The 20,629-nt window shown below is 63.2% G+C and carries 17 protein-coding genes and 1 tRNA gene; 11 read left to right on the plus strand and 7 right to left on the minus strand.

The genetic code is table 11. The features are described 5' to 3' along the window. Window positions 1-33: 33 nt before the first annotated feature. Window positions 34-1,815, minus strand: coding sequence for a glucan ABC transporter ATP-binding protein/ permease (locus VNZ93_RS06970; RefSeq protein WP_325702045.1), 1,782 nt, complete (start codon window positions 1,813-1,815; stop codon window positions 34-36). A gap of 216 nt (window positions 1,816-2,031) precedes the next feature. Between VNZ93_RS06970 and VNZ93_RS06975 the strand changes: the two genes are divergently transcribed. Beyond that, window positions 2,032-2,943 carry a LysR family transcriptional regulator gene (locus tag VNZ93_RS06975; protein WP_325702049.1) on the plus strand — a complete coding sequence of 304 codons (912 nt, stop codon included), beginning with the start codon at window positions 2,032-2,034 and terminating at the stop codon, window positions 2,941-2,943. 5 nt (window positions 2,944-2,948) lie between these two features. Here VNZ93_RS06975 and VNZ93_RS06980 read toward each other — a convergent pair whose 3' ends face one another. The 3 genes from VNZ93_RS06980 to VNZ93_RS06990 are packed head-to-tail and all read right to left on the minus strand — an operon-like array spanning window position 2,949 to window position 5,577. Continuing rightward, window positions 2,949-3,722: an ABC transporter permease gene (locus VNZ93_RS06980; RefSeq protein WP_325702052.1), complete on the minus strand. Its 774-nt coding sequence runs from the start codon at window positions 3,720-3,722 to the stop codon at window positions 2,949-2,951. Beyond that, on the minus strand, window positions 3,719-4,516 hold the full coding sequence (locus tag VNZ93_RS06985; protein WP_325702054.1) for an ABC transporter ATP-binding protein: 798 nt from the start codon (window positions 4,514-4,516) through the stop codon (window positions 3,719-3,721). The genes VNZ93_RS06980 and VNZ93_RS06985 overlap by 4 nt, the downstream gene beginning before the upstream one ends. A gap of 32 nt (window positions 4,517-4,548) precedes the next feature. Beyond that, window positions 4,549-5,577, minus strand: a complete 1,029-nt coding sequence (locus VNZ93_RS06990) for an ABC transporter substrate-binding protein (RefSeq protein ID WP_325702057.1) — start codon at window positions 5,575-5,577, stop codon at window positions 4,549-4,551. Between the two features lie 267 nt (window positions 5,578-5,844). Between VNZ93_RS06990 and putA the strand changes: the two genes are divergently transcribed. From putA to VNZ93_RS07020, 6 genes are all read left to right on the plus strand, one after another. Beyond that, on the plus strand, window positions 5,845-8,952 hold the full coding sequence (gene putA, locus VNZ93_RS06995) for a bifunctional proline dehydrogenase/L-glutamate gamma-semialdehyde dehydrogenase PutA (protein ID WP_325702060.1): 3,108 nt from the start codon (window positions 5,845-5,847) through the stop codon (window positions 8,950-8,952). 147 nt (window positions 8,953-9,099) lie between these two features. Continuing rightward, window positions 9,100-9,435 (plus strand): hypothetical protein, encoded by a 336-nt coding sequence (locus VNZ93_RS07000; protein ID WP_325702062.1) that lies wholly within the window; start codon window positions 9,100-9,102, stop codon window positions 9,433-9,435. A gap of 207 nt (window positions 9,436-9,642) precedes the next feature. Next, on the plus strand, window positions 9,643-10,059 hold the full coding sequence (gene hisE / locus VNZ93_RS07005) for a phosphoribosyl-ATP diphosphatase (RefSeq protein WP_325702064.1): 417 nt from the start codon (window positions 9,643-9,645) through the stop codon (window positions 10,057-10,059). 80 nt (window positions 10,060-10,139) lie between these two features. Next, entirely contained in the window at window positions 10,140-10,721 is a 582-nt protein-coding gene (locus tag VNZ93_RS07010) for a YqaA family protein (RefSeq protein ID WP_325702067.1), read from the plus strand. 122 nt (window positions 10,722-10,843) lie between these two features. Next, window positions 10,844-11,575, plus strand: coding sequence for a hypothetical protein (locus VNZ93_RS07015; RefSeq protein WP_325702070.1), 732 nt, complete (start codon window positions 10,844-10,846; stop codon window positions 11,573-11,575). A 128-nt stretch (window positions 11,576-11,703) separates the two neighbouring features. Next, window positions 11,704-13,068: an NAD(P)H-dependent oxidoreductase gene (locus VNZ93_RS07020; RefSeq protein WP_325702073.1), complete on the plus strand. Its 1,365-nt coding sequence runs from the start codon at window positions 11,704-11,706 to the stop codon at window positions 13,066-13,068. Between the two features lie 48 nt (window positions 13,069-13,116). Here VNZ93_RS07020 and VNZ93_RS07025 read toward each other — a convergent pair whose 3' ends face one another. Beyond that, the gene (locus tag VNZ93_RS07025; RefSeq protein ID WP_325702076.1) at window positions 13,117-13,323 is read right to left on the minus strand and encodes a DUF6494 family protein; all 207 of its coding nucleotides are present in this window, start codon (window positions 13,321-13,323) and stop codon (window positions 13,117-13,119) included. Window positions 13,324-13,469: 146 nt separating this feature from the next. On the opposite strand from VNZ93_RS07025, the gene VNZ93_RS07030 reads away from it, so the two are divergent. The 3 genes from VNZ93_RS07030 to VNZ93_RS07040 are packed head-to-tail and all read left to right on the plus strand — an operon-like array spanning window position 13,470 to window position 18,177. Then, window positions 13,470-16,220: a response regulator gene (locus VNZ93_RS07030; RefSeq protein WP_325702079.1), complete on the plus strand. Its 2,751-nt coding sequence runs from the start codon at window positions 13,470-13,472 to the stop codon at window positions 16,218-16,220. Window positions 16,221-16,246: 26 nt separating this feature from the next. Further along, the gene (locus VNZ93_RS07035) at window positions 16,247-16,612 is read left to right on the plus strand and encodes a response regulator (RefSeq protein ID WP_325702082.1); all 366 of its coding nucleotides are present in this window, start codon (window positions 16,247-16,249) and stop codon (window positions 16,610-16,612) included. After that, window positions 16,609-18,177 carry an adenylate/guanylate cyclase domain-containing protein gene (locus VNZ93_RS07040; protein WP_325702085.1) on the plus strand — a complete coding sequence of 523 codons (1,569 nt, stop codon included), beginning with the start codon at window positions 16,609-16,611 and terminating at the stop codon, window positions 18,175-18,177. The genes VNZ93_RS07035 and VNZ93_RS07040 overlap by 4 nt, the downstream gene beginning before the upstream one ends. Before the next feature lie 201 nt (window positions 18,178-18,378). Here the strand turns inward: VNZ93_RS07040 and VNZ93_RS07045 are convergent, their stop codons facing one another. Further along, complete coding sequence (locus VNZ93_RS07045) at window positions 18,379-18,846, minus strand: nuclear transport factor 2 family protein (RefSeq protein WP_325702088.1); 468 nt, start codon at window positions 18,844-18,846, stop codon at window positions 18,379-18,381. 593 nt (window positions 18,847-19,439) lie between these two features. Between VNZ93_RS07045 and VNZ93_RS07050 the strand changes: the two genes are divergently transcribed. After that, window positions 19,440-20,381, plus strand: a complete 942-nt coding sequence (locus tag VNZ93_RS07050; RefSeq protein ID WP_325702091.1) for an HWE histidine kinase domain-containing protein — start codon at window positions 19,440-19,442, stop codon at window positions 20,379-20,381. Between the two features lie 52 nt (window positions 20,382-20,433). Here the strand turns inward: VNZ93_RS07050 and VNZ93_RS07055 are convergent. Continuing rightward, window positions 20,434-20,520 (minus strand) — tRNA-Leu (locus VNZ93_RS07055). Between the last annotated feature and the right edge of the window lie 109 nt (window positions 20,521-20,629).

Genomic DNA, 20,629 nt, shown 5'->3' on the forward strand with positions numbered 1-20,629 from the left:
GCTGTGTCCGCGACACGAGCGCTGCATTTGTGATCACTCCGCCGCGTCCTCCTTCTTCTTCTCCGCGATCAGGAATTGCGAACGGGCGAGCTCGGCAAAGGCACCGCCGAGTTCGACCAGCTGGTCGAACGAGCCGGCTTCGACCACGCGGCCATCCTTGAATACGAGGATATGCGTCGCATTGCGGATGGTGGCGAGCCGGTGCGCGATCACGAACGTGGTGCGGTCCTTCATCACCTCGTCAAGCGCGGCCTGAACCTTGATCTCCGTCGCGGCATCGAGCGCCGACGTGGCTTCGTCGAGGATCAGGATCGGCGGATTTTTCAGTAGAGCGCGCGCAATCGACAGGCGCTGACGCTCGCCGCCGGACAGGAAGCGGCCACGCTCGCCGACGATTGCATTCAGCTTGTCCGGATTGCGTTCGACGAAGTCATAGGCCTGCGCGCGCTTGAGCGCTGCAATCATCTCCTCGTCGGTTGCATCCGGCTTGCCGGCGGTGAGGTTCTCGCGGATCGACCGGTTGAACAGCAGCACTTCCTGGAACACCACGCCGATGTTGCGGCGGAGCGCCGAGAGCTTCATTTCGCGCAGGTCGATATCGTCGATGGTGATGCGGCCGGATTGCGGATCGAAGACGCGGTGCAACAGCGCGAGCGCCGTGGTCTTGCCGGCGCCGGTCGGTCCGACCAGCGCGATCACCTGGCCAGGTTGCGCGGTGAAGGTCAGGTCGGCAATCGCCGGACGCTTGCCGTCATAGGAGAACGACACGTCCTCGAACGATACGCGACCCGTGAGACGGCCGGGATCGATGGCGTTGGGCGCGTCACGCACCGAGGGCGTGGTGTCCAGCACGTCGAAGAATTCCTGAAGGCGCGGCGCCACCATGAATACGCTATTGATGAATCCCGCGACCTGTTCGAGCTTGCCAACCAGCATGGTGGCGAAGCTCATGAACATGACGATCTCGCCGATCGTGGTGAGCCCCTGGAAGAACAGCCACGTGCCGACAATGAAGATGGCGAGCAACGTGATCGTGGTCGAGGCGCGGGTGAGGACCGTCACCACCGCCCACCAGGACAGCACCGGCATCTGCGCGCCGAGCAGCCGCTCGACCACCATCCGCAGGCCCATCACCTCGGCTTCGATGCGCGCGAAGCTTTGAACCAGTGCGACATTGCCGAGCGCGTCGGACGCCCGTTCGGCAAGATCGGAATAGTATTTCTCGACCGATGCCTGCAGTTCACCCGTCTTGCGCAGCACGAAGGTGGTGAGGATCGCAAAGACCGTGCACAGCACGATCAAGAGGATCGCGAGCCGCCAGTTGAGATAGAGCGAGAGCGGCAGGAGGATGATGAGCGAGACGATGGCTGCAAGGTTCTCGCGAAAGAACGACAGCCACAGACCCCAGAGTGAATCGGTGCCGGTGAGCATGACCTTCATCAGCCGGCCGGAGTGAGAGCCGCCGTGATAGGCGAGCGGCAACTGCATGACGTGTTCGAAATAGTCGGTCAGCACGGCCTGACGGCGCCGATGCGACAGCCGGTCGGCATGCAGTGCGATAAATACGCCGCACAGGATGGTGAAGAGACCGAAGCCGGCCCATGCGCCGAGCAGCGGCAGGAGCGTGCTGAATGTCAGGGGCGCGGCGCCCGCCTTTTGCGACCCGGCAAGAGTGTCGATGATCCGGCCGAACAGGACAGGTTCGGCGAACATCGCCGCCGCGAGCGCAAGGTTCGCGATGGCCAGGAACCAGCCGAGGCCGGCCTCAGGCCCAAGCAGGGCGAGAACGCGGCTGTACAGGCGGATAAGGTTCATGGCGTCCCGTTTCGGATTGCGGCTGCACTCGATAACGGCAAGGTGAGTGAAATTTGCGTTACCTAGTTACCGTTTTTGCAACCCACGCTGTTAATCCCGCGATAGCGGAAGCAATCTACGGGAGTAACGCGCTGTATCTTGTAACACCGTGGGTATGGGCAAGAGCCAGATAAGTCTCACAAGTCCATCTACAAAAAAATTCAAAAGACACGACCGATGATCAACATCCCAACGGAATTGCTGCGGACGCTGGTCGCGGTTGTCGATCTGCGCTCGTTTACAAAGGCGGCGATTTCTCTCGGCGTGACGCAACCTGCGGTCAGTGCCCAGATCAAGCGTCTGCAAACACTTCTGGATCTGGAACTGCTCGACAAGAGCGCTCCGGGCGTGAGCCTCACGCATTCGGGAGAGCTCGTCGTGAATTACGCGCGGCGCATGCTCAGCATCAACGACCAGATCGTGGATATGTCCGCGCCGCGTCTCGGATCGCGCGCCCTGCGCATCGGAATTCCGGGCGACTTTCTGACCCCGAATCTGCCGCGGCTGCTGACCGAGTTCCGGACACGTTATCCGGACGTACGCGTCTCCATTCGCAGCGATCATTTCGAGGCCATGTCGCGCGATTTGCGTCAGGGCGATCTCAATCTGCTCGTCGGCCTGTCCGAGACCGGGATCGAACTCGATGCCTGTCATCAATGGCCGGAGCCGATCGGCTGGGTGCGCAGCCCCTCCTTCAAGCTCGATCCCGATGCTCCCGTGCCGCTGGTGACGCTGGGCGAAGGCTGGGCGGTGCATCGGGCTGCGGTCGCCGCGCTCAGCCGGGCGCAGCGCGGCTTCGAGGTCGTGTTCGTCGGGCAAAGCAAGGCGAGCGTCGTCGAGGCGGTACGGCACGGCATGGGTGTTGCCGCGCTCGCGCGCCGTCGCATCGATATTCCCGGGATCGCGCTCTGGGACGATGCCCCGCTACCGCCATTGCCGCCGCTGCATTGCGGGATCTATCTCGGCGAGACCGGACAGCTCCCGCAGCTCGCGGCGCTTGCCGATCTGGTTTTCGATGTGGTCGGCCCGAAGCCGGATTGCGTCGAGACGCCACCGCTCGAGCCGATCGGAGCCGTCGTCGAGATCTAGACGCGTCAGTTCTGGGCAAATCCGGAGCGCTGGGCCCAACCGGTCATGCGCAGCTCGAGCAGGGCCATCAGCCAGTACATGACGATACCGAGCACCGCGAGCGCCAGCAGGCCGGCGAAGATCAGCGGCACGTTGAACTGGGCCTGAGCCTGCAGCATCAGATTGCCGATGCCGTTGTTGGAGGCGACGCTTTCCGACACCACGGTCCCGACGAAGGCGAGCGTGATCGCGACCTTGAGCGAACCGAAGAAGTAAGGCAGCGAGCGCGGGATGCCGACCTTGCGCATGATGTCGAGCTTCGAGGCGCCGAGCGCCTTCAGCACGTCCTCGAGTTCGGGTTCGATGGTGGCGAGTCCCGTCGCGACATTGACCACGATCGGGAAGAACGAGATCAGGAACGCGGTCAGCACCGCCGGAATGAAGCCGATGCCGAACCACAGAACGAGGATCGGCACGACGGCGACTTTCGGAATCGCGTTGAAGCCGATCATCAGCGGATAGATTCCGGCGTAGATCGTTCGCGACCAGCCGATCACAAGGCCGAGCAGCAGTCCGAAGCCGACAGCCAGCAGGAAGCCGAGCATGGTGGATTCGAGCGTGATCCACGAATTGCGCAGGATCGCAGGCCAGTAATCATACGTCGCCTTGAACACGGCGGTTGGCGGCGGAAGGAAGAATTCCGGGATCTTGAAGGCGCGGCAGATGATCTCCCAGAACACGAACAGCGCGATCGTGAAAAGCCAGGGCACAAGCCGGATGAAAGCCTTGGATCTGTTCATTGGCGTGCCTGCACGATGTGACCGCGCAACTCATGCACGATGTCGGCAAAGTCCTTGGTGTAGGTCACTTCGAGATCGCGCGGGCGCGGAAGCTCCACCTTCCGCTCGACGAGGATGCGGCCGGGCCGCTGCGACATCACGAAGATGCGGTCGGCGAGGAACACCGCCTCGCGCAGATCGTGCGTGACGAGGATGACCGTAATGCCGCGCGCCGCGTGCAGATCGCGGATCACGCACCACAGTTCTTCACGGGTGAAGGCATCCAGCGCGCCGAACGGTTCGTCCAGCATCAGAAGCTGCGGCTCGTGGATCAGCGCGCGGCACAGTGAGGTGCGCTGCTGCATGCCGCCGGACAATTGCCAGGGAAATTTGCTGCCAAAGCCGCCGAGGCCGACCGAGGCGAGGAGCTTTTCGGCGCGTTCGACATACTGCGCCTTCTTGCGTCGCAGCTCGCTGCGGTGCGGCTGCACGATTTCGAGCGGAAGCAGGAGATTGTCGAGTGTGGAGCGCCAGGGCAGGAGCGTCGGCGCCTGAAACGCCATGCCGGCGATCTTGAGCGGCTTCGTCACTTCTTCGCCGCCGACGCGGACGGAGCCCGCAAACGGGAATTGCAGGCCGGTCGCAAGCTTCATCAGGGTGGACTTGCCGCACCCGGACGGACCGACAACCGCGGCGAATTCGCCGCGGTTGATGTTAATGGTGAGATCCTGAACGGCGAGGACGCCTTCCGGCCCGGCCTGAATCCCGCCATAGCGGTGACTGACGCCGGTCAGCGAAACAAAACCAGGCTCCATTCAGGCTCCCCCAGGCCGAAAGACCAGCTAACTTACAGCTTCCGATCTGCAGCCGGCGGCAGGAATGACGGATCGAAGATTGCGTCGCCCTTCGGCTTCGGATTCTTGAAGTCGTAGGTAATCGCGATCTGGTCGATCGACTTGTCGAGACGGCCCATGTCGACGCCGCCGAAGCCGTTCGCCTTCACTTCCGGCGTCACGATGTTGTCCTTCAATGCCATCTGCAGGCGCTCGAGTTCGACCGGCTTCTTCGCAACGTCGTTGCGCTTCACGACCGAGTCGACCGCCGTGTCCGGCGACTTCACGGTGTCCTTCAGCCCTTTCAGGAAGGCGTTCAGGAATTTCTTGACCACCTCCGGCTTCTCGGCGGCGAACTTCGGATTCACGATGATCGCATTGCCGTAGAGATTGACGCCGTGGTCAGCCATCAGGATGACGGAGATGTCGTCGGCCGGCACGCCGCGATCCTTCAGGTTGATGTAGGACGAGAACGAGAAGCCGGTGATGGCATCGACCTGTCCGGCGGCCAGCATCGGCTCACGGACCGGGAAGCCGACATTCTCGATCGTCACCTTGGACGGGTCGATATTGTTGGCCTGGGTGAAGATCTTCCACTGTGCATAGGCACCGTCCGGAGCCGGTGCGCCGAGCTTCTTGCCTTCGAGGTCCTTCGGGTTGACGACGCCGCGGCTCTTGCGCCCGACAATCGAGAAGGGCGGCTTGTTGTAGACCATGAAGATGGCCTTGATCGGCACGTTCGGGTTCGCATCGCGGAACTTGATCAGCGAATTGATGTCGCCGAAGCCGATGTCGTAGGTGCCCGACGCGATGCGGTTCAGCGGCTCGAGCGATCCGCCCGCGGTGTCGATCGTGACGTCGAGACCTTCAGCCTTGTAATAGCCCTTGTCGGCGGCGACCACGAACGGAGCGGCCGGACCCTCGAATTTCCAGTCGAGGGTGAATTTCACAGGAGTCTGCGCAGCCGCGGTACCGCAGGCCAGCGCCGTCACGACGGCAGCGAGAACGCCGCTCCGCCGGATCGCATAACCGAACCTAATCATTCTTGTATCCTTTCCCGTCTTCACTCGGCCGCCATGCACGGCGGGCGTATCGAAACCTCTGGGGGAGGTCCTCGGTTGGTGTCGTCGTCCCCGTTCCGTCCTGCCAACAGCAAAGAATATGCCGCTCAAAAGAGCAAGGTAGGAAGATGCGGCATAAGTCTCCTGCTCAGGCGCTTGGCATATCGTGCCGAATTGGCAGGCAGGCCGCAAATGTCGATGCTGTTGGGAAGCCCAATCTCGTAAAAAGGTCGTGGAGGGTTCCGAGCGATGGCAGGTCCGGGCGACGACGGAAGGGCTGCAATTGCAGCCGTGCCCGCATTCAGGGCGGCGTACGCACCCCCGGACGAGGATTTTGCGCGGCGTTTCCTGACGCATCGGCCGCCTGCGGATGCCGACAGGCGCATCGACGCGTTGGCCACGCGACTGATCGAGGCGATCCGTTCGCATGCGGGCGGCCTCGGCGGGATCGACGACTTCCTGCACGCTTATTCATTATCGACACAGGAAGGGCTCGCGCTGATGGTGCTCGCCGAGGCGCTGCTGCGGGTGCCCGATGCCGAGACCACGGACCGGCTCATCGAGGACAAGCTTTCCGGGCGCGACTGGTCGCACCCCGATCACAAGGGCGACACGCTGCTGGTCTCGGCCTCGGCCTGGACGCTCGGGATTTCGGCCCGGCTGATCGCACCGGGCGAGACGCCGGAGAACCTGATCGAAGGTCTCGCACGCCGGCTCGGGGTGCCGGCGCTGAGACTTGCGACCCGGCAGGCGATGCGCCTTCTTGGCTCGCATTTCGTGCACGGGCAGACGATCGGCGAAGCCCTGGCGCGGGCGGCCTCCGACCCGGAGCAGCGCTACTCGTTCGACATGCTGGGTGAGGGCGCGCGCACCGGAAAGGACGCGGAGCGCTATCTGCAGTCCTACACGCATGCGATCGAGGAAATCGGCAAGTCGTCGAATGCGACGACGCTGCAGGAGCGACCCGGCATTTCGGTGAAACTCTCCGCGCTGCATCCGCGCTACGAGGCAGTGTCGCAGGATCGCGTGAGGCGCGAACTTGGTCCGCGGCTGCTCGAACTCGCGCGCAAGGCGAAGGCTTACGACCTGCCTTTTACGGTCGATGCCGAAGAGGCGGATCGTCTGGAATTGTCGCTTGCGGTGATCGGCGACGTCCTTCGCGATCCCTCGCTTGCGGGCTGGGATGGCTTCGGGCTCGCGGTGCAGGCCTATCAGAAGCGGGCCGGCGCGGTGATCCAGTGGCTGGGCGACGCGGCGCAAGCGCTGTCGCGCCGCCTGATGGTGCGCCTGGTCAAGGGCGCGTATTGGGACACCGAGGTCAAGCGCGCGCAGGAACGTGGGCTTTCGGACTATCCGGTGTTCACGCGCAAGGCGATGACCGATCTTTGCTACATGGAATGCGTCTCGCTGCTGCTGAAGGCGCGGCCCCGCCTCTATCCTCAATTCGCAACGCATAATGCCCTGACGGTCGCGAGCGTGATCGAGGAGGCGGGCGGCGTTTCGGATTACGAATTCCAGCGCCTGCATGGCATGGGCGTCGAACTGTACGATGCGCTGCGCGCCGAGTATCCCGATGTCGCATGCCGCGTCTATGCGCCGGTCGGCGGGCACCGCGACCTGCTTGCCTATCTCGTGCGGCGGCTACTGGAAAACGGTGCGAACACTTCGTTCGTATCGGTGTCCGCCGATCCGAAAATTCCGATCGAAACGATCCTTATGCGGCCGCGCCAGTGGATCGCTTCGGTTGCGCATGCGCGGCATTCGAAGATTCCGCTACCGCGCGATCTTTATGCACCGGACCGCAAGAATTCACCCGGCGTCGAGTTCGGAGACCGCGCGGCCTTGCGCAATCTGCTGGCTGATATCGCCGAGGCGAAGCCTGTGCGGGCCGCGCAATCCATCGTCGATGGCAAGGAGCGCGGTGGCGCCAAGCGTCCGGTGATCTCGCCGTCCACCGGCGATGTCATTGGCGAAGTTTCGGAAGCGGACGCCGCCGTGGCGCGCGATGCGATGGCAGCAGCGCAGGCAGGATTCGCGCAATGGTCTGCAACGCCGGTTCTGGACCGCGCCCGCATCCTCGATCACGCCGGCGATCTGCTGGAGCAACGCCGCGGTGTGTTCATCGCGCTGCTGCAAAGCGAGGGCGGCAAGACGCTCGACGATTGCGTCGCCGAGTGGCGCGAGGCGATCGATTATTGCCGCTACTACGCGGCGCAGGCGCGCAAAACGCTCGTCCCGCAGATGATGCCCGGACCGACCGGAGAGACCAACGAGTTGCGCTATCGCGGCCGTGGCGTATTTGTTTGCATCGCGCCGTGGAATTTTCCGCTCGCGATTTTCATAGGGCAGGTGTCGGCGGCGCTTGCCGCGGGCAATGGGGTGGTGGCGAAGCCGGCGGAACAGACGCCGCTCGTCGCGTATCAGGCAATAAGATTGCTGCACGAAGCCGGCATTCCGCCTGCGGCGCTGCATCTCGTGCTGGGCGACGGCAAGGTCGGCGCGGCGCTGGTCGAAGACCCGCGCGTCGCGGGTGTCGCCTTCACCGGGTCGACCGAAGTCGGCCGCATCATCAACCGCGCGCTGGCGGCGAAGGATGGGCCGATCGTCCCGTTCATCGCCGAGACCGGCGGCGTCAACGCGATGATCGTGGACGCGACCGCGCTGCCGGAGCAGGTCACCGATGATGCTGTCGGATCGGTGTTCCGATCGGCCGGTCAGCGCTGCTCGGCGCTGCGGCTTCTGTGCGTGCAGGAGCAGGTCGCCGATCATATCTTCGGCATGGTGGCCGGCGCTGCGGCGACATTGACGCTCGGCGATCCGCACGATCCGGCGACGCATGTCGGCCCGGTGATCGACGCAGAATCGAAGGAGCGGCTGGACGGCTGGATCGCGAGACACGAGACGCGCATCCGCTATCGCTGGGACCGGGATCATGCGTTGCCGGCGCGGGGATTGTTCGTGCCGCCGACGATCATCGAATTGCAGCGCGCATCCGATCTGCAGGAAGAGGTGTTCGGACCGATCCTGCATGTGGTGCGCTTTCACGCGAATGACTTGCGCACGCTGCTCGACGATATCGAAAGCAACGGCACCGGACTGACGCTCGGCATCCATTCGCGCATCGACGCGCGTGTTGCGGAAATTGCGAACCGGCTTGCCAATGGCAACGTCTATGTGAACCGCAACATGGTCGGCGCCGTCGTCGGTACGCAGCCGTTCGGCGGTACGCGGCTGTCCGGCACCGGACCGAAGGCCGGCGGGCCGAATTATCTGCGGCGTTTCGCCACCGAGCAGGTGATCGCGATCAACACTGCGGCATCCGGCGGTAATGCGAGCCTGTTTGCGGTCGAGGAATGACGCGTTTCCCGGTGCGGCGCACAACGTTACGAGACGCTAACGGGCGCATTACAAAAACATAATCCGCGTTGGCTCTCATTCGCCGCAACGGCATCGCTATGTCTTCGTTGGACTCGCCTTGCTGGAGTCACAACGGGGATTACGCCAATGACCAAGACGCGCACCAAAGCGATTGCCGGCCTGACCGCCGCGACGCTTGCACTGAGCACCGTCGGCGCGGTGCCTTCCTTCGCCGCAGGCACGTCGCAGAACACGGCTCAGACCGCGACGACCGCGCAGGCAACCGAGTTCAGCGCTCGCCAGCGCTATTACCGCGGCAACGGCAACGCCGCTGCAGCCGCTGCTTTCGCGGCAATCGTCGGCGGCATCGCGACCTACGCGGCCGCGCGCGAGTATCGCAAGGCGCAGGAGCGCGCGTATTACGCGCCCTACGGCTACGGCTATCAGCCGTATCCGTATTACGGAGGCTATCGCCACTGGTGACGAAACATCGCGGCGGGCGACAAGCCCTGCGGCGCGACTAGTAAACCGGCGGGCCAAAGCCGGACGTTCAGACTACCAGCCCGGCCGGGGTGACCCGCGCCGGGTCTTCTTTTTCGGCCCGGCGCGGCGTTTTGTCTTGAACGCGATTTTCGCTTCGATCACAAATCGTTAACGGTTAATGAATGCGTTTGAAGGTATCGTAGTGACATGAGTGATTCGCTCGAGCGGCTGCACAAATCGGTCGTCGCCCTGCAGAAGGGCGATCCTCTGTCGTCGCGTACCGCGCGGCTGATGCGGTCCGGGCGCGCCAAGATCGCCAAGAAGATGGCGGAGGAGGCGGTCGAGGTCGTGGTCGACGTCATGCGCGGCAATCGCGAGGCCGCGATACGCGAGAGCGCGGACCTCCTCTACCACCTCGTGGTGCTGTGGGCTGAATCCGACATCCGCCCGCAAGATGTGTGGGCCGAGATGGATCGCCGAGAACGATTGCTCGGGATCGCAGAAAAGCCCCCGAAAGATTTGCCGGTCGAGGCCGCTGCGCCAGCTGCCGCAGCACCCGAGCGGCGAAAAGTCCTGGCAACGGAAAGCCGTCGCATTCCCAAGCGGCGCCGTTCCAGCTATTGATCCGGCCCCTCCCGCCGCCTCGATAGTGGCCGAAGTCGGACATATTCGACATCGGCGGCGGCTTCATCGACAGGAACAGCATGCTCCGCCGGATGTATGACTGGTGCGTCGCGGCGGCCTATCGCCCGGCCGCGAAGTGGATCATGGGGACGGTCTCGTTCCTGGAAAGTTCGGTCTTTCCGATCCCGCCGGACGCCATGCTGATCCCGATGTCGCTGGCGCGGCCGGAAAAGGCCTATTCCTATGCCTTCCTGTGCACCTGGACCTCGGTCCTGGGCGGCCTCCTGGGCTACGCGATCGGCGCGCTGCTCTTCGACTCGGTCGGGCAATGGGTGATCTCGGCCTACGGCCTTGGCTCCGAGGTCGATGCGTTCAAAGAATATTACGCGAAGTGGGGTGCGGTGATCATCCTGCTGAAGGGTTTGACGCCGATTCCCTACAAGCTGGTGACCATCACTTCCGGCTTTGCGGGCTATAACATCTTCCTGTTTATCCTGTTTTCCATCATCACCCGTGGCGCACGCTTCTTCATTCTGGCGCTGATCCTGCACCGCTATGGCGATCGCGCCCGAACCATCATCGAGGAAAGGCTCACTTTGTGGGCCACGCTCGCGGCAGTGCTGATCGTGGTCGGGATTGTCGCTGCGGTGTACGTGCTCTGAGGCCGGTGATTCCTCATTTTTGCCACCCAAGCATTCCAGAAGCGCGTTCGGCGACGCATTGGCGGTGTGTTACCCTGCTGACACATTTGCATCCGAGATTTGGGGAAAGCTTGGATCGCGCGATGGCCAGACGTGTATCGGTCGAACGACCATTCTCTCTTCCGGTTCTTTGCGGATGGGCGGCTCTCTGTGCCGCGGCGTGGCTCGTGCCACATCCGGGTTTCGCGCAGGCTCCGCAACCGCAACCCGCGCCCGGAATCGCCGCGCCACCGGCAGCCCAGCAAGTCGACCCTCAGGTTCAGCCGGTTCCGGATCCTCAACAGCCCGCGCCTCCGCAACTGCTGCCGCAGCGAAAGCCCGAGGGCTTTCTGGATGCGATCGGCCGCTGGGTCGAGGAAACCAACGCCAAGTGGCGCTCAAGCGTCGCAGAAACGAATGCGAAGCTGAAGGCAAGCACGGAGGAGACGAACGCCAGGCTCAAGGAAAGCGTCGATCAATCCAACGCGCGCTGGAAGCAGAGTATCGAGGAAAATAACGCGCGCTGGCGCGAGCTGAACCAGCGTACCGAGAAAGCTGCGAAAGAGGCCGCCGCCGCCCAGAAGGAGGCCGCGGACGCGCTCAAGAATCTCGCCAATACCCGGGTGATCGAAGGCCGGCAGGTGTGCGAACCGGCGGCCAACGGGTCTCCCGATTGTCAGGCCGCCGCCGAAGTCATCTGCAAGGGCAAAGGCTTTGCCACTGGCAAGAGCGCGGACATCACCACGACGCGCAAGTGTTCCGCGCGCGCGCTTCTCCAGCGCGACGCCAGCGAGTGCCGCACCGAAACGGTGGTGATCAAGGCCGCGTGCCAGTGAGCTGACGCTTCGTTAGCCGCAGCTCGTGACCGGACTTGCCCCGGCCATCCGCGGCTTGCTACCTGACCTGAAAAGAACGGCGATGCCTGCGTACAGGCGCCGGCACGACAGGATCAGGAAACGCTTCCATGAATCTCTTCGCCAAGCTGAGGGAGCGCGAAGTCGCCGGGCGGCCGATCCGCATCGGACTGATCGGAGCCGGCAAGTTCGGCACCATGTTTCTCACGCAGGTTCGGCGAACCACGGGCATGCATCTCGTCGGCCTCGCCGATCTCGATGTTGCGCGCGCGAAAAGCCAGCTGGCGTCTGCCGGATGGGACGCGGCGCAATATTCCGCGGGTTCCCTCGGCGATGCGCTGAAGACCCGCACCACCTTCGTCACCGACGATGCTGATGCGCTGGTCGCGGGTCCCGAAATCGACGTGATCGTCGAGGCGACCGGCGATCCGAAGACCGGCATTCGTTTCGCGCTCAAGGCGATCGAACACGGCAAGCACATCGTCATGGTCAATGTCGAAGCCGACGCGCTGGCGGGTCCGCTGCTTGCGCGCAAGGCGCGCGCGGCCGGCGTCGTCTACAGCCTCGCCTGGGGCGATCAGCCGGCGCTGATTTGCGAGCAGGTCGATTGGGCGCGCGCCGCGGGCTTCAAGGTGATCTCGGCCGGCAAGGGCACGCGCTATCACCCGACCTATCATCGCTCCAACCCGGATACGGTGTGGGAGATCCTCGACAAGTATCTGAAGATTGACGATCGCAAGTCGATCAATCCGAAGATGTTCAACTCCTTCATCGACGGCACCAAGTCCGGCATCGAGATGACCGCGGTGTGCAACGCCACGGGTCTCCTGCCGCAGACCAACGGTCTCGGCTTCCCGCCAGCCAGCCGTTTCGAGCTTGCCGATATCTGCAAGCCGAAGGCGGAAGGCGGTGCGCTCGAGATGGCCGGCGTCACCGAGGTCGTATCCTCGGTCGATCGCGAGGAGCGCGACATCCCGCATCATCTCGCGATGGGCACCTTCGTCGTGTTCGAAGGCGAGAGCGAATATGCGCGCCGCTGCTTCCGCGAATATCACCTGATGCCGGACAGGAGCGGGCGCTACGCCGCGCTGTATCGGCCGACCCACATGATCGGGCTTGAACTCGGCATTTCCGTTGCGTCGGTCGCGTTGCGCGGTGAGCCGACCGGCACGCCCGTCGGCTTTCACTCCGATGTGGTGGCGACGGCGAAGCGCGATCTGGAAGCCGGCGAGATGCTGGACGGGGAGGGCGGTTTTTGCGTCTGGGGCAAGCAGGCGCCTGCGCAGGCATCACTCGATGCGGGCTTTCTGCCGCTCGGGCTTGCGCACCAGGTCCGGGTCAAGCGCGCCATCGCCGAAGGCGAGACGCTGCGGTGGAGCGATGTTGACTACGACGCGTCCGACCTGGCGGTCCGGGTGCGGCGCGAAATGGAGGCGGCGTTCGGACGCCGGAATGCGGCCGCCGAGGCGTCCTGATGGGAGCGTCACGAGCGGGCGCTGGGGGAGCCGGCCCGCAGGCTCGCGCTACTCGATCCTGATGGTGCCATCGACCTCATGGGTGAGCCCGAGCGGCTCGATGGTCAGGACCATGCGCGCCGCCAGCGGGGCGCCGCCGCGGACCTTTCCGCTCGCCACCGCATCCCGCACCGCCTTCTCGATTTCGCGCTGCGAGGTGACGCCGACTTCCTTGAGGAATTTACGAATCGACGAATTCAGGGCGTCTTCGTTCATGGCTTAAATCTCCAAATTGGAGGCAGCTTACACCGAAGCGCTTAACCTCGGCCGCTTATCTTGGGGGCTTCGGCTGGAGCGTTTAGACTTGGAGGGTGCAATCAGCTATGAGCGGTGCGCGCACGGCGGTGGGGACGGCTCCTGAAATGGCGAGTATCGATCAACCAATAATCGGGAGCACACGGCGTGCCTGGCGGCGGACCATCGCCGCGAAGCTCTTCGTCGCGTTCATCGTCATCGCCGCATTGACTGCCATTGCTGCGCTGGTCGCTGTCCTCCAGTTCAGCCGGATCGAAACGGCGATGGGCAGGCTGACCGACGAGAGCCTCCCCGAGGTCAAGTTTGCGCTTGCGGTGGAAACTAATGCGCGCGCCATCGCCGCCGCCGGCGCGCAGCTTGCCGGTGCGAATACCGAGGTGCAGCGCTTCGGGCGGATGAACGACGCGACCGAACGGATCGGCCAGCTCTGGTCGGCGCTGTCCCGGCTGCGCGACGCCACCAACGACACCGCGGCGATCGAGAAGCTGCAAGCGCTGATCGCGCAGATCGACGGCCGGATCGGCCAGCTCGACAGCACAGTGCGCGAGAGGATCTCGGTCGATTCCGCGCTCGACAACGCGATCGGCCGGCTGACGCGCGACAGCGCCGAACTGGCCGAGCGTCTGTTGCTGCTGCCGCGGCAGAACGACCAGCTGCAACTCGTGATCAACGGCCTGCGGGGCGATACCTACAGATCCGTCGGCGTTCTGTATCGCGGTGCGACCGCCGCGTCCCAGAAACAGGTCGCAGAGGGCCAGAAGCAATTCGACGAGATCCGCGGCCGTTTTGAAGGCGGACTGGATTATCTTTTGAAAGACGCCAGCTTCGATCAGGCCGAGGGCGCGACGATCGCGAAGCTCGCGCGCTCGGTGCTGGCGCTCGGCACCGGCGCGGGAGGCGTGTTCGCGCTCCGAAAGTCCGACCTGGATCAGCGCGAAGCGGCTGAGCGCGCGCAGAGCGGCCTCGAAAAAGCGACCGAAGACATGCAGGCGCTGATTTCGGCGCTGGTTTCTCAGGTCGAAACCACGGCGGCGAACACATCTGCCGCGACCAAGCAGGCGCTCGACAATACCCGCTTCTGGCTGATCGGCATCTCGCTGCTCAGCCTCGTGGTCGCGGTGATCGTCGTATGGTTCTTCGTACAGCGCTACGTGGTCGCGCGCCTGCAGCAGGTGACGAATTCGATGCTCGCAGTCGCGAGCGGGCAACTGGACGCGCCGCTGCCGCCGGTCGGCAAGGACGAACTCGGCGACATGAGCCGGGCGCTGGTCGTGTTCCGGGAGAATGCGCGCGACATCCGGCAGGCGCGCGAGGAAGCGGAGGATGCCCGCCATCAGGCGGAAGCGGCCTCGCGCACCAAGTCCGCGTTTCTGGCCAATATGAGCCATGAGCTGCGCACGCCGCTCAACGCGATCATCGGCTACAGCGAGATCCTGCGTGAGGATGCGCTGGATCGCGGCGACAGCGCGAGCGAGGCCGATCTCATCAAGATCGAAACCGCCGGCAAACACCTGCTCGGTCTGATCAACGACATTCTCGATCTGTCGAAGATCGAGGCAGGCCGTATGGACCTGCACCTCGAGAATGTCGATCTCAACCGGCTGCTCGCCGAGGTGCGCGTTCTGGTCACGCCGCTGATCGACAAGAACGGCAATCGCCTCGAGATTGAAGCGCCCGCCGATATCGGTGCGATGCATGTCGATCTGGTGAAGCTCAAGCAGAGCCTGATCAATCTTCTCAGCAACGCCGCCAAGTTCACAAAGGGCGGCGTGATCAGGCTGACGGTTGCGCGCAAGATCGAACAGGGCCGTAGGGTGTTCACGTTCGCCGTCGCCGATTCCGGCATTGGCATGACCGAGGAGCAGATCGGGCGCCTGTTCCAGGCCTTCACGCAGGCGGACACATCCACCACGCGGAACTATGGCGGCACCGGCCTCGGGCTCACCATCACCAAGCATTTCTGCACGATGCTCGGCGGCGACGTGTCCGTGACCAGCGTCCCCGGCAAGGGCTCGACCTTCACCATCACGCTTCCGGATGGCGGCAAGGACGAAGCCGCGCCGCGCGCCGTCTCCGGTGCCACGCCGGCCGCCGGCGATCTCACCGGCAAGAGCGTGCTGATCGTCGATGACGATCCGACCGTGCATGACGTCTTGCGCGCGACCATCGCGAAAGAGGGCTACCGGCTGCTGCATGCCTATGATGGCGCGCAGGCGCTCGAACTGGCGAGCGCGGAGAAGCCCGATGTCATTACCCTCGATGTGATGATGCCGAAGCTCGACGGCTGGAGTGTTCTCGGAAAGCTCAAGTCCGATCCGGCACTGGCCTCGATACCCGTCATCATGCTGACCATCGTCGACGAGCGCACGATGGGTTACTCGCTCGGCGCGTCGGAATACATGACGAAGCCGGTGGACCGTAACCGGCTGGTCGAGTTGCTGCGTCGCTTCGCTTCCGCGTCGCGTGAAGCCGTGGTGCTGGTGGTCGACGACTCGTCCGATGTGCGCGCGGTGGTGCGGAGCACGGTCGAGAAGGCGGGCCTGAAGACGGTCGAGGCCGAAAACGGTCAGGCGGCGCTCGACTGGTTGAAGAACAATCCGGCCCCGGCGCTGGTCCTGCTCGACCTGATGATGCCGGTGATGGACGGCTTCACGTTCCTTGAGCAGGTCAAGAATGTGCCGGCGCTGGCGCAGGTGCCGATCGTGGTTCTGACTGCCAAGGATCTGACCGAGGCCGAACGACGCGTCGTGAACGAACGCACGCTGCTGGTTCTGACCAAAGGCGCGCAGCCGCTGTCCTCGCTTGGCTCGGCGCTTGCCGCGATCGCGCGGCGGCCTGCGGAAAAGGTGGCGGGATAAACAACAATCTTGATGGAATGTCAGTAATGCCGAAAATTCTGCTCGTCGAAGACAATGAAATGAACCGGGACATGCTGTCTCGGAGGCTCTTGCGAAACAATTTCGAAGTCGTCATGGCCGTGAACGGTCAGGAGGGCGTCGACATGGCCAAGAGCGAGCGGCCCGACATCATCCTGATGGACATGAGCCTGCCGGTGATGGACGGCTGGGAAGCAACCCGCACCATCAAGGGCGACGAGTCGACCAAGTCGATACCGGTGATCGCGCTGACCGCGCATGCAATGGAGTCCGACCGCGAGCAGGCCCTGCAGGCCGGTTGCGATGACTTCGATACCAAGCCGATCGAGCTGCCGCGTCTCCTCGGCAAGATCAACGCCCTCCTGCCGAAATGACCGACCGCGCGGATAGCGAGCGTCTGCACAACGCGCTGCTTGCGCATCTACGTCAGGAATTCGTGGCGCCTGCCGCCGCGATCGTCGGCTTCGCCGACATCGTGATCGAAGACGCCGAGCAGGCCGGCCTCGCCGACTATCGCGCCGATCTCGACCGGATCAAGAGTGCAGGCCTCAGCCTGCAGACGCTGCTCGACAACGTGCTGCGTCAGGGGGGCGATGTCGACGACATTGACGCCTATCGCGCCAAGCTGCGTCACGATCTGCGCACACCGATCAACGCCGTGAAGGGCTATGGCGAGATGATCGTTGAGGACGCGCGCGATGGCGGCCACGCTTCGCTGCTGCCGGACCTCGAGAAGCTGCTAGCCGCCGCCGACGGCATGCTCGAGCGGATCGATGCGCTGGTGGCATTTTCGGGCGAAGCCTCGCTCGATCGCTCGGAGCCATCCTATGCGGACGCGTCGCGTGTCCTCGATGCTCTGCGCGGGGCGCAGCCGGCCGTGAGCCATCAATCGATCGCCGGCCATATCCTTGTGATCGACGACAACGCGTCAAACCGCGACCTTCTGGCGCGGCAGCTTGCCCGCGACGGGCATGCAGTCGAAACCATCGCGTCGGGACGCGAAGGGCTTGCGCTGCTGGCCGAGCGGTCCTTCGACCTCATATTGCTCGATGTGCTCATGCCGGAGATGAGCGGCTACGAAGTGCTGAGCAAGCTGAAACATGACAGCAAGACCGTGGACATTCCGGTCATCATGATCTCGGCTCTCGACGAGATGGAATCGATCGTGCGCTGCATCGAGGCGGGCGCGGTCGACTATCTGCCGAAGCCGTTCGCACCGGCGCTGTTGCGCGCGCGTATCCGCTCGTCGCTGGAAAACAAGCTGCTGCGCGACCGTGAGCGCGCGATGATGGAGGAGATCCGCATCGCCAAGGAGCGCAACGAAAGCCTGCTGTTGTCGATCCTCCCGCGTGCCGTGGTGGATCGCATCAACGACGGCGCCGGAATGGTGGCGGATCACATTCCCGAAGCCACGATCGTGTTTGCGGACATCGTGAATTTCACGCCGTTCACCGGCAAGATGACGCCAGCCGAGGTCGTTAGCGTGCTGAACCGCATCTTCTCGGCCTTCGACCGGCTCGTCGATCAATTCGGCGCCGAGAAGATCAAGACCATCGGCGACGGCTACATGGTCGCCGTCGGCATTCCAGAGCCGTGTGAGAACCATGCCGAGATCGCCGCGCGCCTGTCGCTGACGATGCTCGATACCTTCGAGGCGATCCGCAAGGAGATGGACGCGGGGATCCAGCTTCGCGTCGGCATTCACACCGGGCCCGCGATTGCCGGCGTGATCGGCGAGCGCAAGTTCGCCTACGACATCTGGGGTACGACCGTGAACATCGCGAGTCGGATGGAGTCGCACGGGGTGCCTGGCCGGGTGCATGTCTCCAAGGCAGTCGCCGACCGTGTCGCCGGCCTGTTCAAACTCATTCCGCGGGGTGCCGTCGAGATCAAGGGCGCGGGGCTGATGGAGACGTTCTTCCTGGAGGCGAAGAACTGAGCTACTTCCTCTCGCGCATCAGCCGCGCAGGTCGTGCGCGCCGATGCACCGGCTTCGGAATAGCAATAGTCGAGCGTATTGTTGTTCACGAGCGTGAACCAAGTAGAAGCCCTCTTCGTCGGACCGCTTCGGACCGTATATGAAGCGTCAATGCGAATCTGGCGCGCGTTCGCACCGCGCCAGACCCGTCAATCCGGAAGTTCAGAACATTCCGTTCTTGTTGAGGGCGTTCGCGGGGTCCGGGATCGGCTGCACGGCGTCCCAGTGTTCCAGCACCTTGCCGTTGTCGTCGAGCCGGAACAGATCGAAGATCGCGTTGCCGCGCTGGCCGGGTTCGCGCACCGCATGGACATGCACGATTACGTAATTGCCCTCCGCGAACACGCGCTTGATCTCGCTCTTGTTGTTCGGAAACTTGTCGCGCAGGAAATTGATGAAGCCCTTGATGCCATCGAGTCCGTCGGCGCCAACCGGATTGTGCTGGATGTAGGTCGCGCCGACATAGGTTGCGGCCTTGTCGTAATTTTTCTCGTTGAGAACCGCGTTGTAGAATTCAACCACGTTCTTCTTGTTGCGCTCCATCTTTTGCGCGTCGGTCAATTGCGCATGAGCGGGTGCCATCAACGCGAAAGCTGCAAGAATTAAAAATGCCAAAGCCGATTTGAGCATGCTGTCCTCCCATTGGCCGCCCGGCTTGATTGCGGGCTTGCGTGCATGGAAAGGCTATTGACGGTCCGGTTCCGCGTCAATCGCGGGACCCGCCGCACGATGAGTTGCGGCAGCCCACAATTCCTGCCCACAATGGTACGCGATTGAACGGCAGCGAAGGCAGGAGGGCCGTCAGTATGGTTTGAACTGATTCAGGTCGTCGCTGGCGATTGTTCTTAGGCGAGGCGACGCGTCGCTGCATTGTCGATTCTAGCCCATCCGCGCGGAACCGTTGGCGTCCATTCTTTCAATCGGATCGCGGCGGTTCGGGCAATTGAGCGCGTCACGACGGAGTGTGGGTAAGCATGCTGGCGTCGTTCTGGCCTTTGCTGTGCGACCGCGTGGCGACATCGGGGACAGTGACATCGGCCGGAGCTGATCTCATTGAATTTGTTGCAATATTGCGCAGTTTTACGAGCCGGCGTCGCCCCAGCCTGGGGCTGATCCGGTCCCGGTCCGCTCTCAGCCTTGAGAGTTCGTAAACCTTCTCACAAATTCAGCGGCAAGTTTCGGTCATGCGCTTATAGTGGGCGATCTCGTGGAGTCCCTGTCGCATGGGGCGGCGCTTATTCAAAAAGGATCGCTCAAGCTACACCTTTGCGTTGGTGTGCGTCGGGTTGGCTGCTTTGCTGCGCACCCTGATTACCTATTTCGGGGGCACCCTCTACTTCTCGACCTTCTATCCGGCGGTGCTGATCGCAGCGTTGTATGCCGGGACGCGAGCAGGAATTTTAGCCACCGTCGCATCGATGGGCTACGCATGGTGGGCTTTCGTGCCACCGCGATATGAATTCGCGCTGCCCCCCTTCGAGCACATCGTTAACTTGATAGCCTTTGCGGCATCGTCCGCCATCGTCATTTGGGTGGCACACATCGCCAATTCCGCCACCGCTGGCTTCAAACTCGCGAGGGATGAGCTTGCGCACCGGAACAAGAATACGGCAGCGGTGCTGGAATCAATTTTGAGGCAATCGCTGTCGAAGGATCCGGAGGCTTCCGATGCAATCGTTGCACGCATACGCGCGCTGACCTCTGCGGACGACCTTGTCGCTACGAGCGGCGATCTGCACGTTCGTTTGAATCAGTTGCTGGATATCAAGCTCAAGTCCTTTGATCGCGTGCACTACAGCGGGCCGGACATAACCGTACCCCCGCGTGTTGCGCGAAATGTTTCCTTGATAGTCCATGAGCTGACGACGAACGCCTTTAAGTACGGTGCGCTTTCGAGTGCGAATGGACGAGTCAATCTGACCTGGCAAAAACGCGGCGATACAGTTCACTTCACCTGGGATGAGATCGGGGGGCCAACGGTCTCGGCTCCGCAGCGTCGGGGCTTCGGCACCAGGCTCGTGACCGCGCTGGTAAGTGATATGGCCGGAACAGCGACGGCGGATTTCAGGCCGTCGGGTTTTCACCTCGAATTCAGCACACAGGTTCGGTTTGCTCCGACGGCAGGCAAGACCTTGCCCCGGGGCGCCGAACTGCGCAGTGGATAGGCTTGTCTCCGTGGCCTTAACGGGCGTTTTCGAACCTTCGCGAGAGTTAGTTTGGTGCCCCTGGCCGGAATCGAACCAGCACGACCTTGCGGCCACCTGATTTTGAGTCAGGCGCGTCTACCAGTTCCGCCACAGGGGCAACGCCGCGACAAGACGCCGATCGGGCGCGGGGAGGGTGAAACCCGCCCGGCGGCAGACATAAGGGGATCGATCCGGCCGATCAAGCGCATTCAGGGGGCATCTTGCGA

It is taken from the genome of Pseudorhodoplanes sp., assembly GCF_035565795.1.
GTDB lineage: Bacteria > Pseudomonadota > Alphaproteobacteria > Rhizobiales > Xanthobacteraceae > Pseudorhodoplanes.

Excerpts from the sequence above, each read along its gene's own strand:
- VNZ93_RS06975 (WP_325702049.1), top strand. The coding sequence starts at position 2,032 with ATGATCAACATCCCAACGGAATTGCTGCGGACGCTGGTCGCGGTTGTC.
- VNZ93_RS07000 (WP_325702062.1), top strand. The coding sequence starts at position 9,100 with ATGACCAAGACGCGCACCAAAGCGATTGCCGGCCTGACCGCCGCGACG.
- VNZ93_RS06985 (WP_325702054.1), bottom strand. The coding sequence starts at position 4,516 with ATGGAGCCTGGTTTTGTTTCGCTGACCGGCGTCAGTCACCGCTATGGC.
- hisE (WP_325702064.1), top strand. The coding sequence starts at position 9,643 with ATGAGTGATTCGCTCGAGCGGCTGCACAAATCGGTCGTCGCCCTGCAG.
- VNZ93_RS07040 (WP_325702085.1), top strand. The coding sequence starts at position 16,609 with ATGACCGACCGCGCGGATAGCGAGCGTCTGCACAACGCGCTGCTTGCG.
- VNZ93_RS06970 (WP_325702045.1), bottom strand. The coding sequence starts at position 1,815 with ATGAACCTTATCCGCCTGTACAGCCGCGTTCTCGCCCTGCTTGGGCCT.
- VNZ93_RS06990 (WP_325702057.1), bottom strand. The coding sequence starts at position 5,577 with ATGATTAGGTTCGGTTATGCGATCCGGCGGAGCGGCGTTCTCGCTGCC.
- VNZ93_RS07025 (WP_325702076.1), bottom strand. The coding sequence starts at position 13,323 with ATGAACGAAGACGCCCTGAATTCGTCGATTCGTAAATTCCTCAAGGAA.
- putA (WP_325702060.1), top strand. The coding sequence starts at position 5,845 with ATGGCAGGTCCGGGCGACGACGGAAGGGCTGCAATTGCAGCCGTGCCC.
- VNZ93_RS07030 (WP_325702079.1), top strand. The coding sequence starts at position 13,470 with ATGGCGAGTATCGATCAACCAATAATCGGGAGCACACGGCGTGCCTGG.
- VNZ93_RS07035 (WP_325702082.1), top strand. The coding sequence starts at position 16,247 with ATGCCGAAAATTCTGCTCGTCGAAGACAATGAAATGAACCGGGACATG.
- VNZ93_RS07015 (WP_325702070.1), top strand. The coding sequence starts at position 10,844 with ATGGCCAGACGTGTATCGGTCGAACGACCATTCTCTCTTCCGGTTCTT.
- VNZ93_RS07045 (WP_325702088.1), bottom strand. The coding sequence starts at position 18,846 with ATGCTCAAATCGGCTTTGGCATTTTTAATTCTTGCAGCTTTCGCGTTG.
- VNZ93_RS07020 (WP_325702073.1), top strand. The coding sequence starts at position 11,704 with ATGAATCTCTTCGCCAAGCTGAGGGAGCGCGAAGTCGCCGGGCGGCCG.
- VNZ93_RS07050 (WP_325702091.1), top strand. The coding sequence starts at position 19,440 with ATGGGGCGGCGCTTATTCAAAAAGGATCGCTCAAGCTACACCTTTGCG.
- VNZ93_RS06980 (WP_325702052.1), bottom strand. The coding sequence starts at position 3,722 with ATGAACAGATCCAAGGCTTTCATCCGGCTTGTGCCCTGGCTTTTCACG.
- VNZ93_RS07010 (WP_325702067.1), top strand. The coding sequence starts at position 10,140 with ATGCTCCGCCGGATGTATGACTGGTGCGTCGCGGCGGCCTATCGCCCG.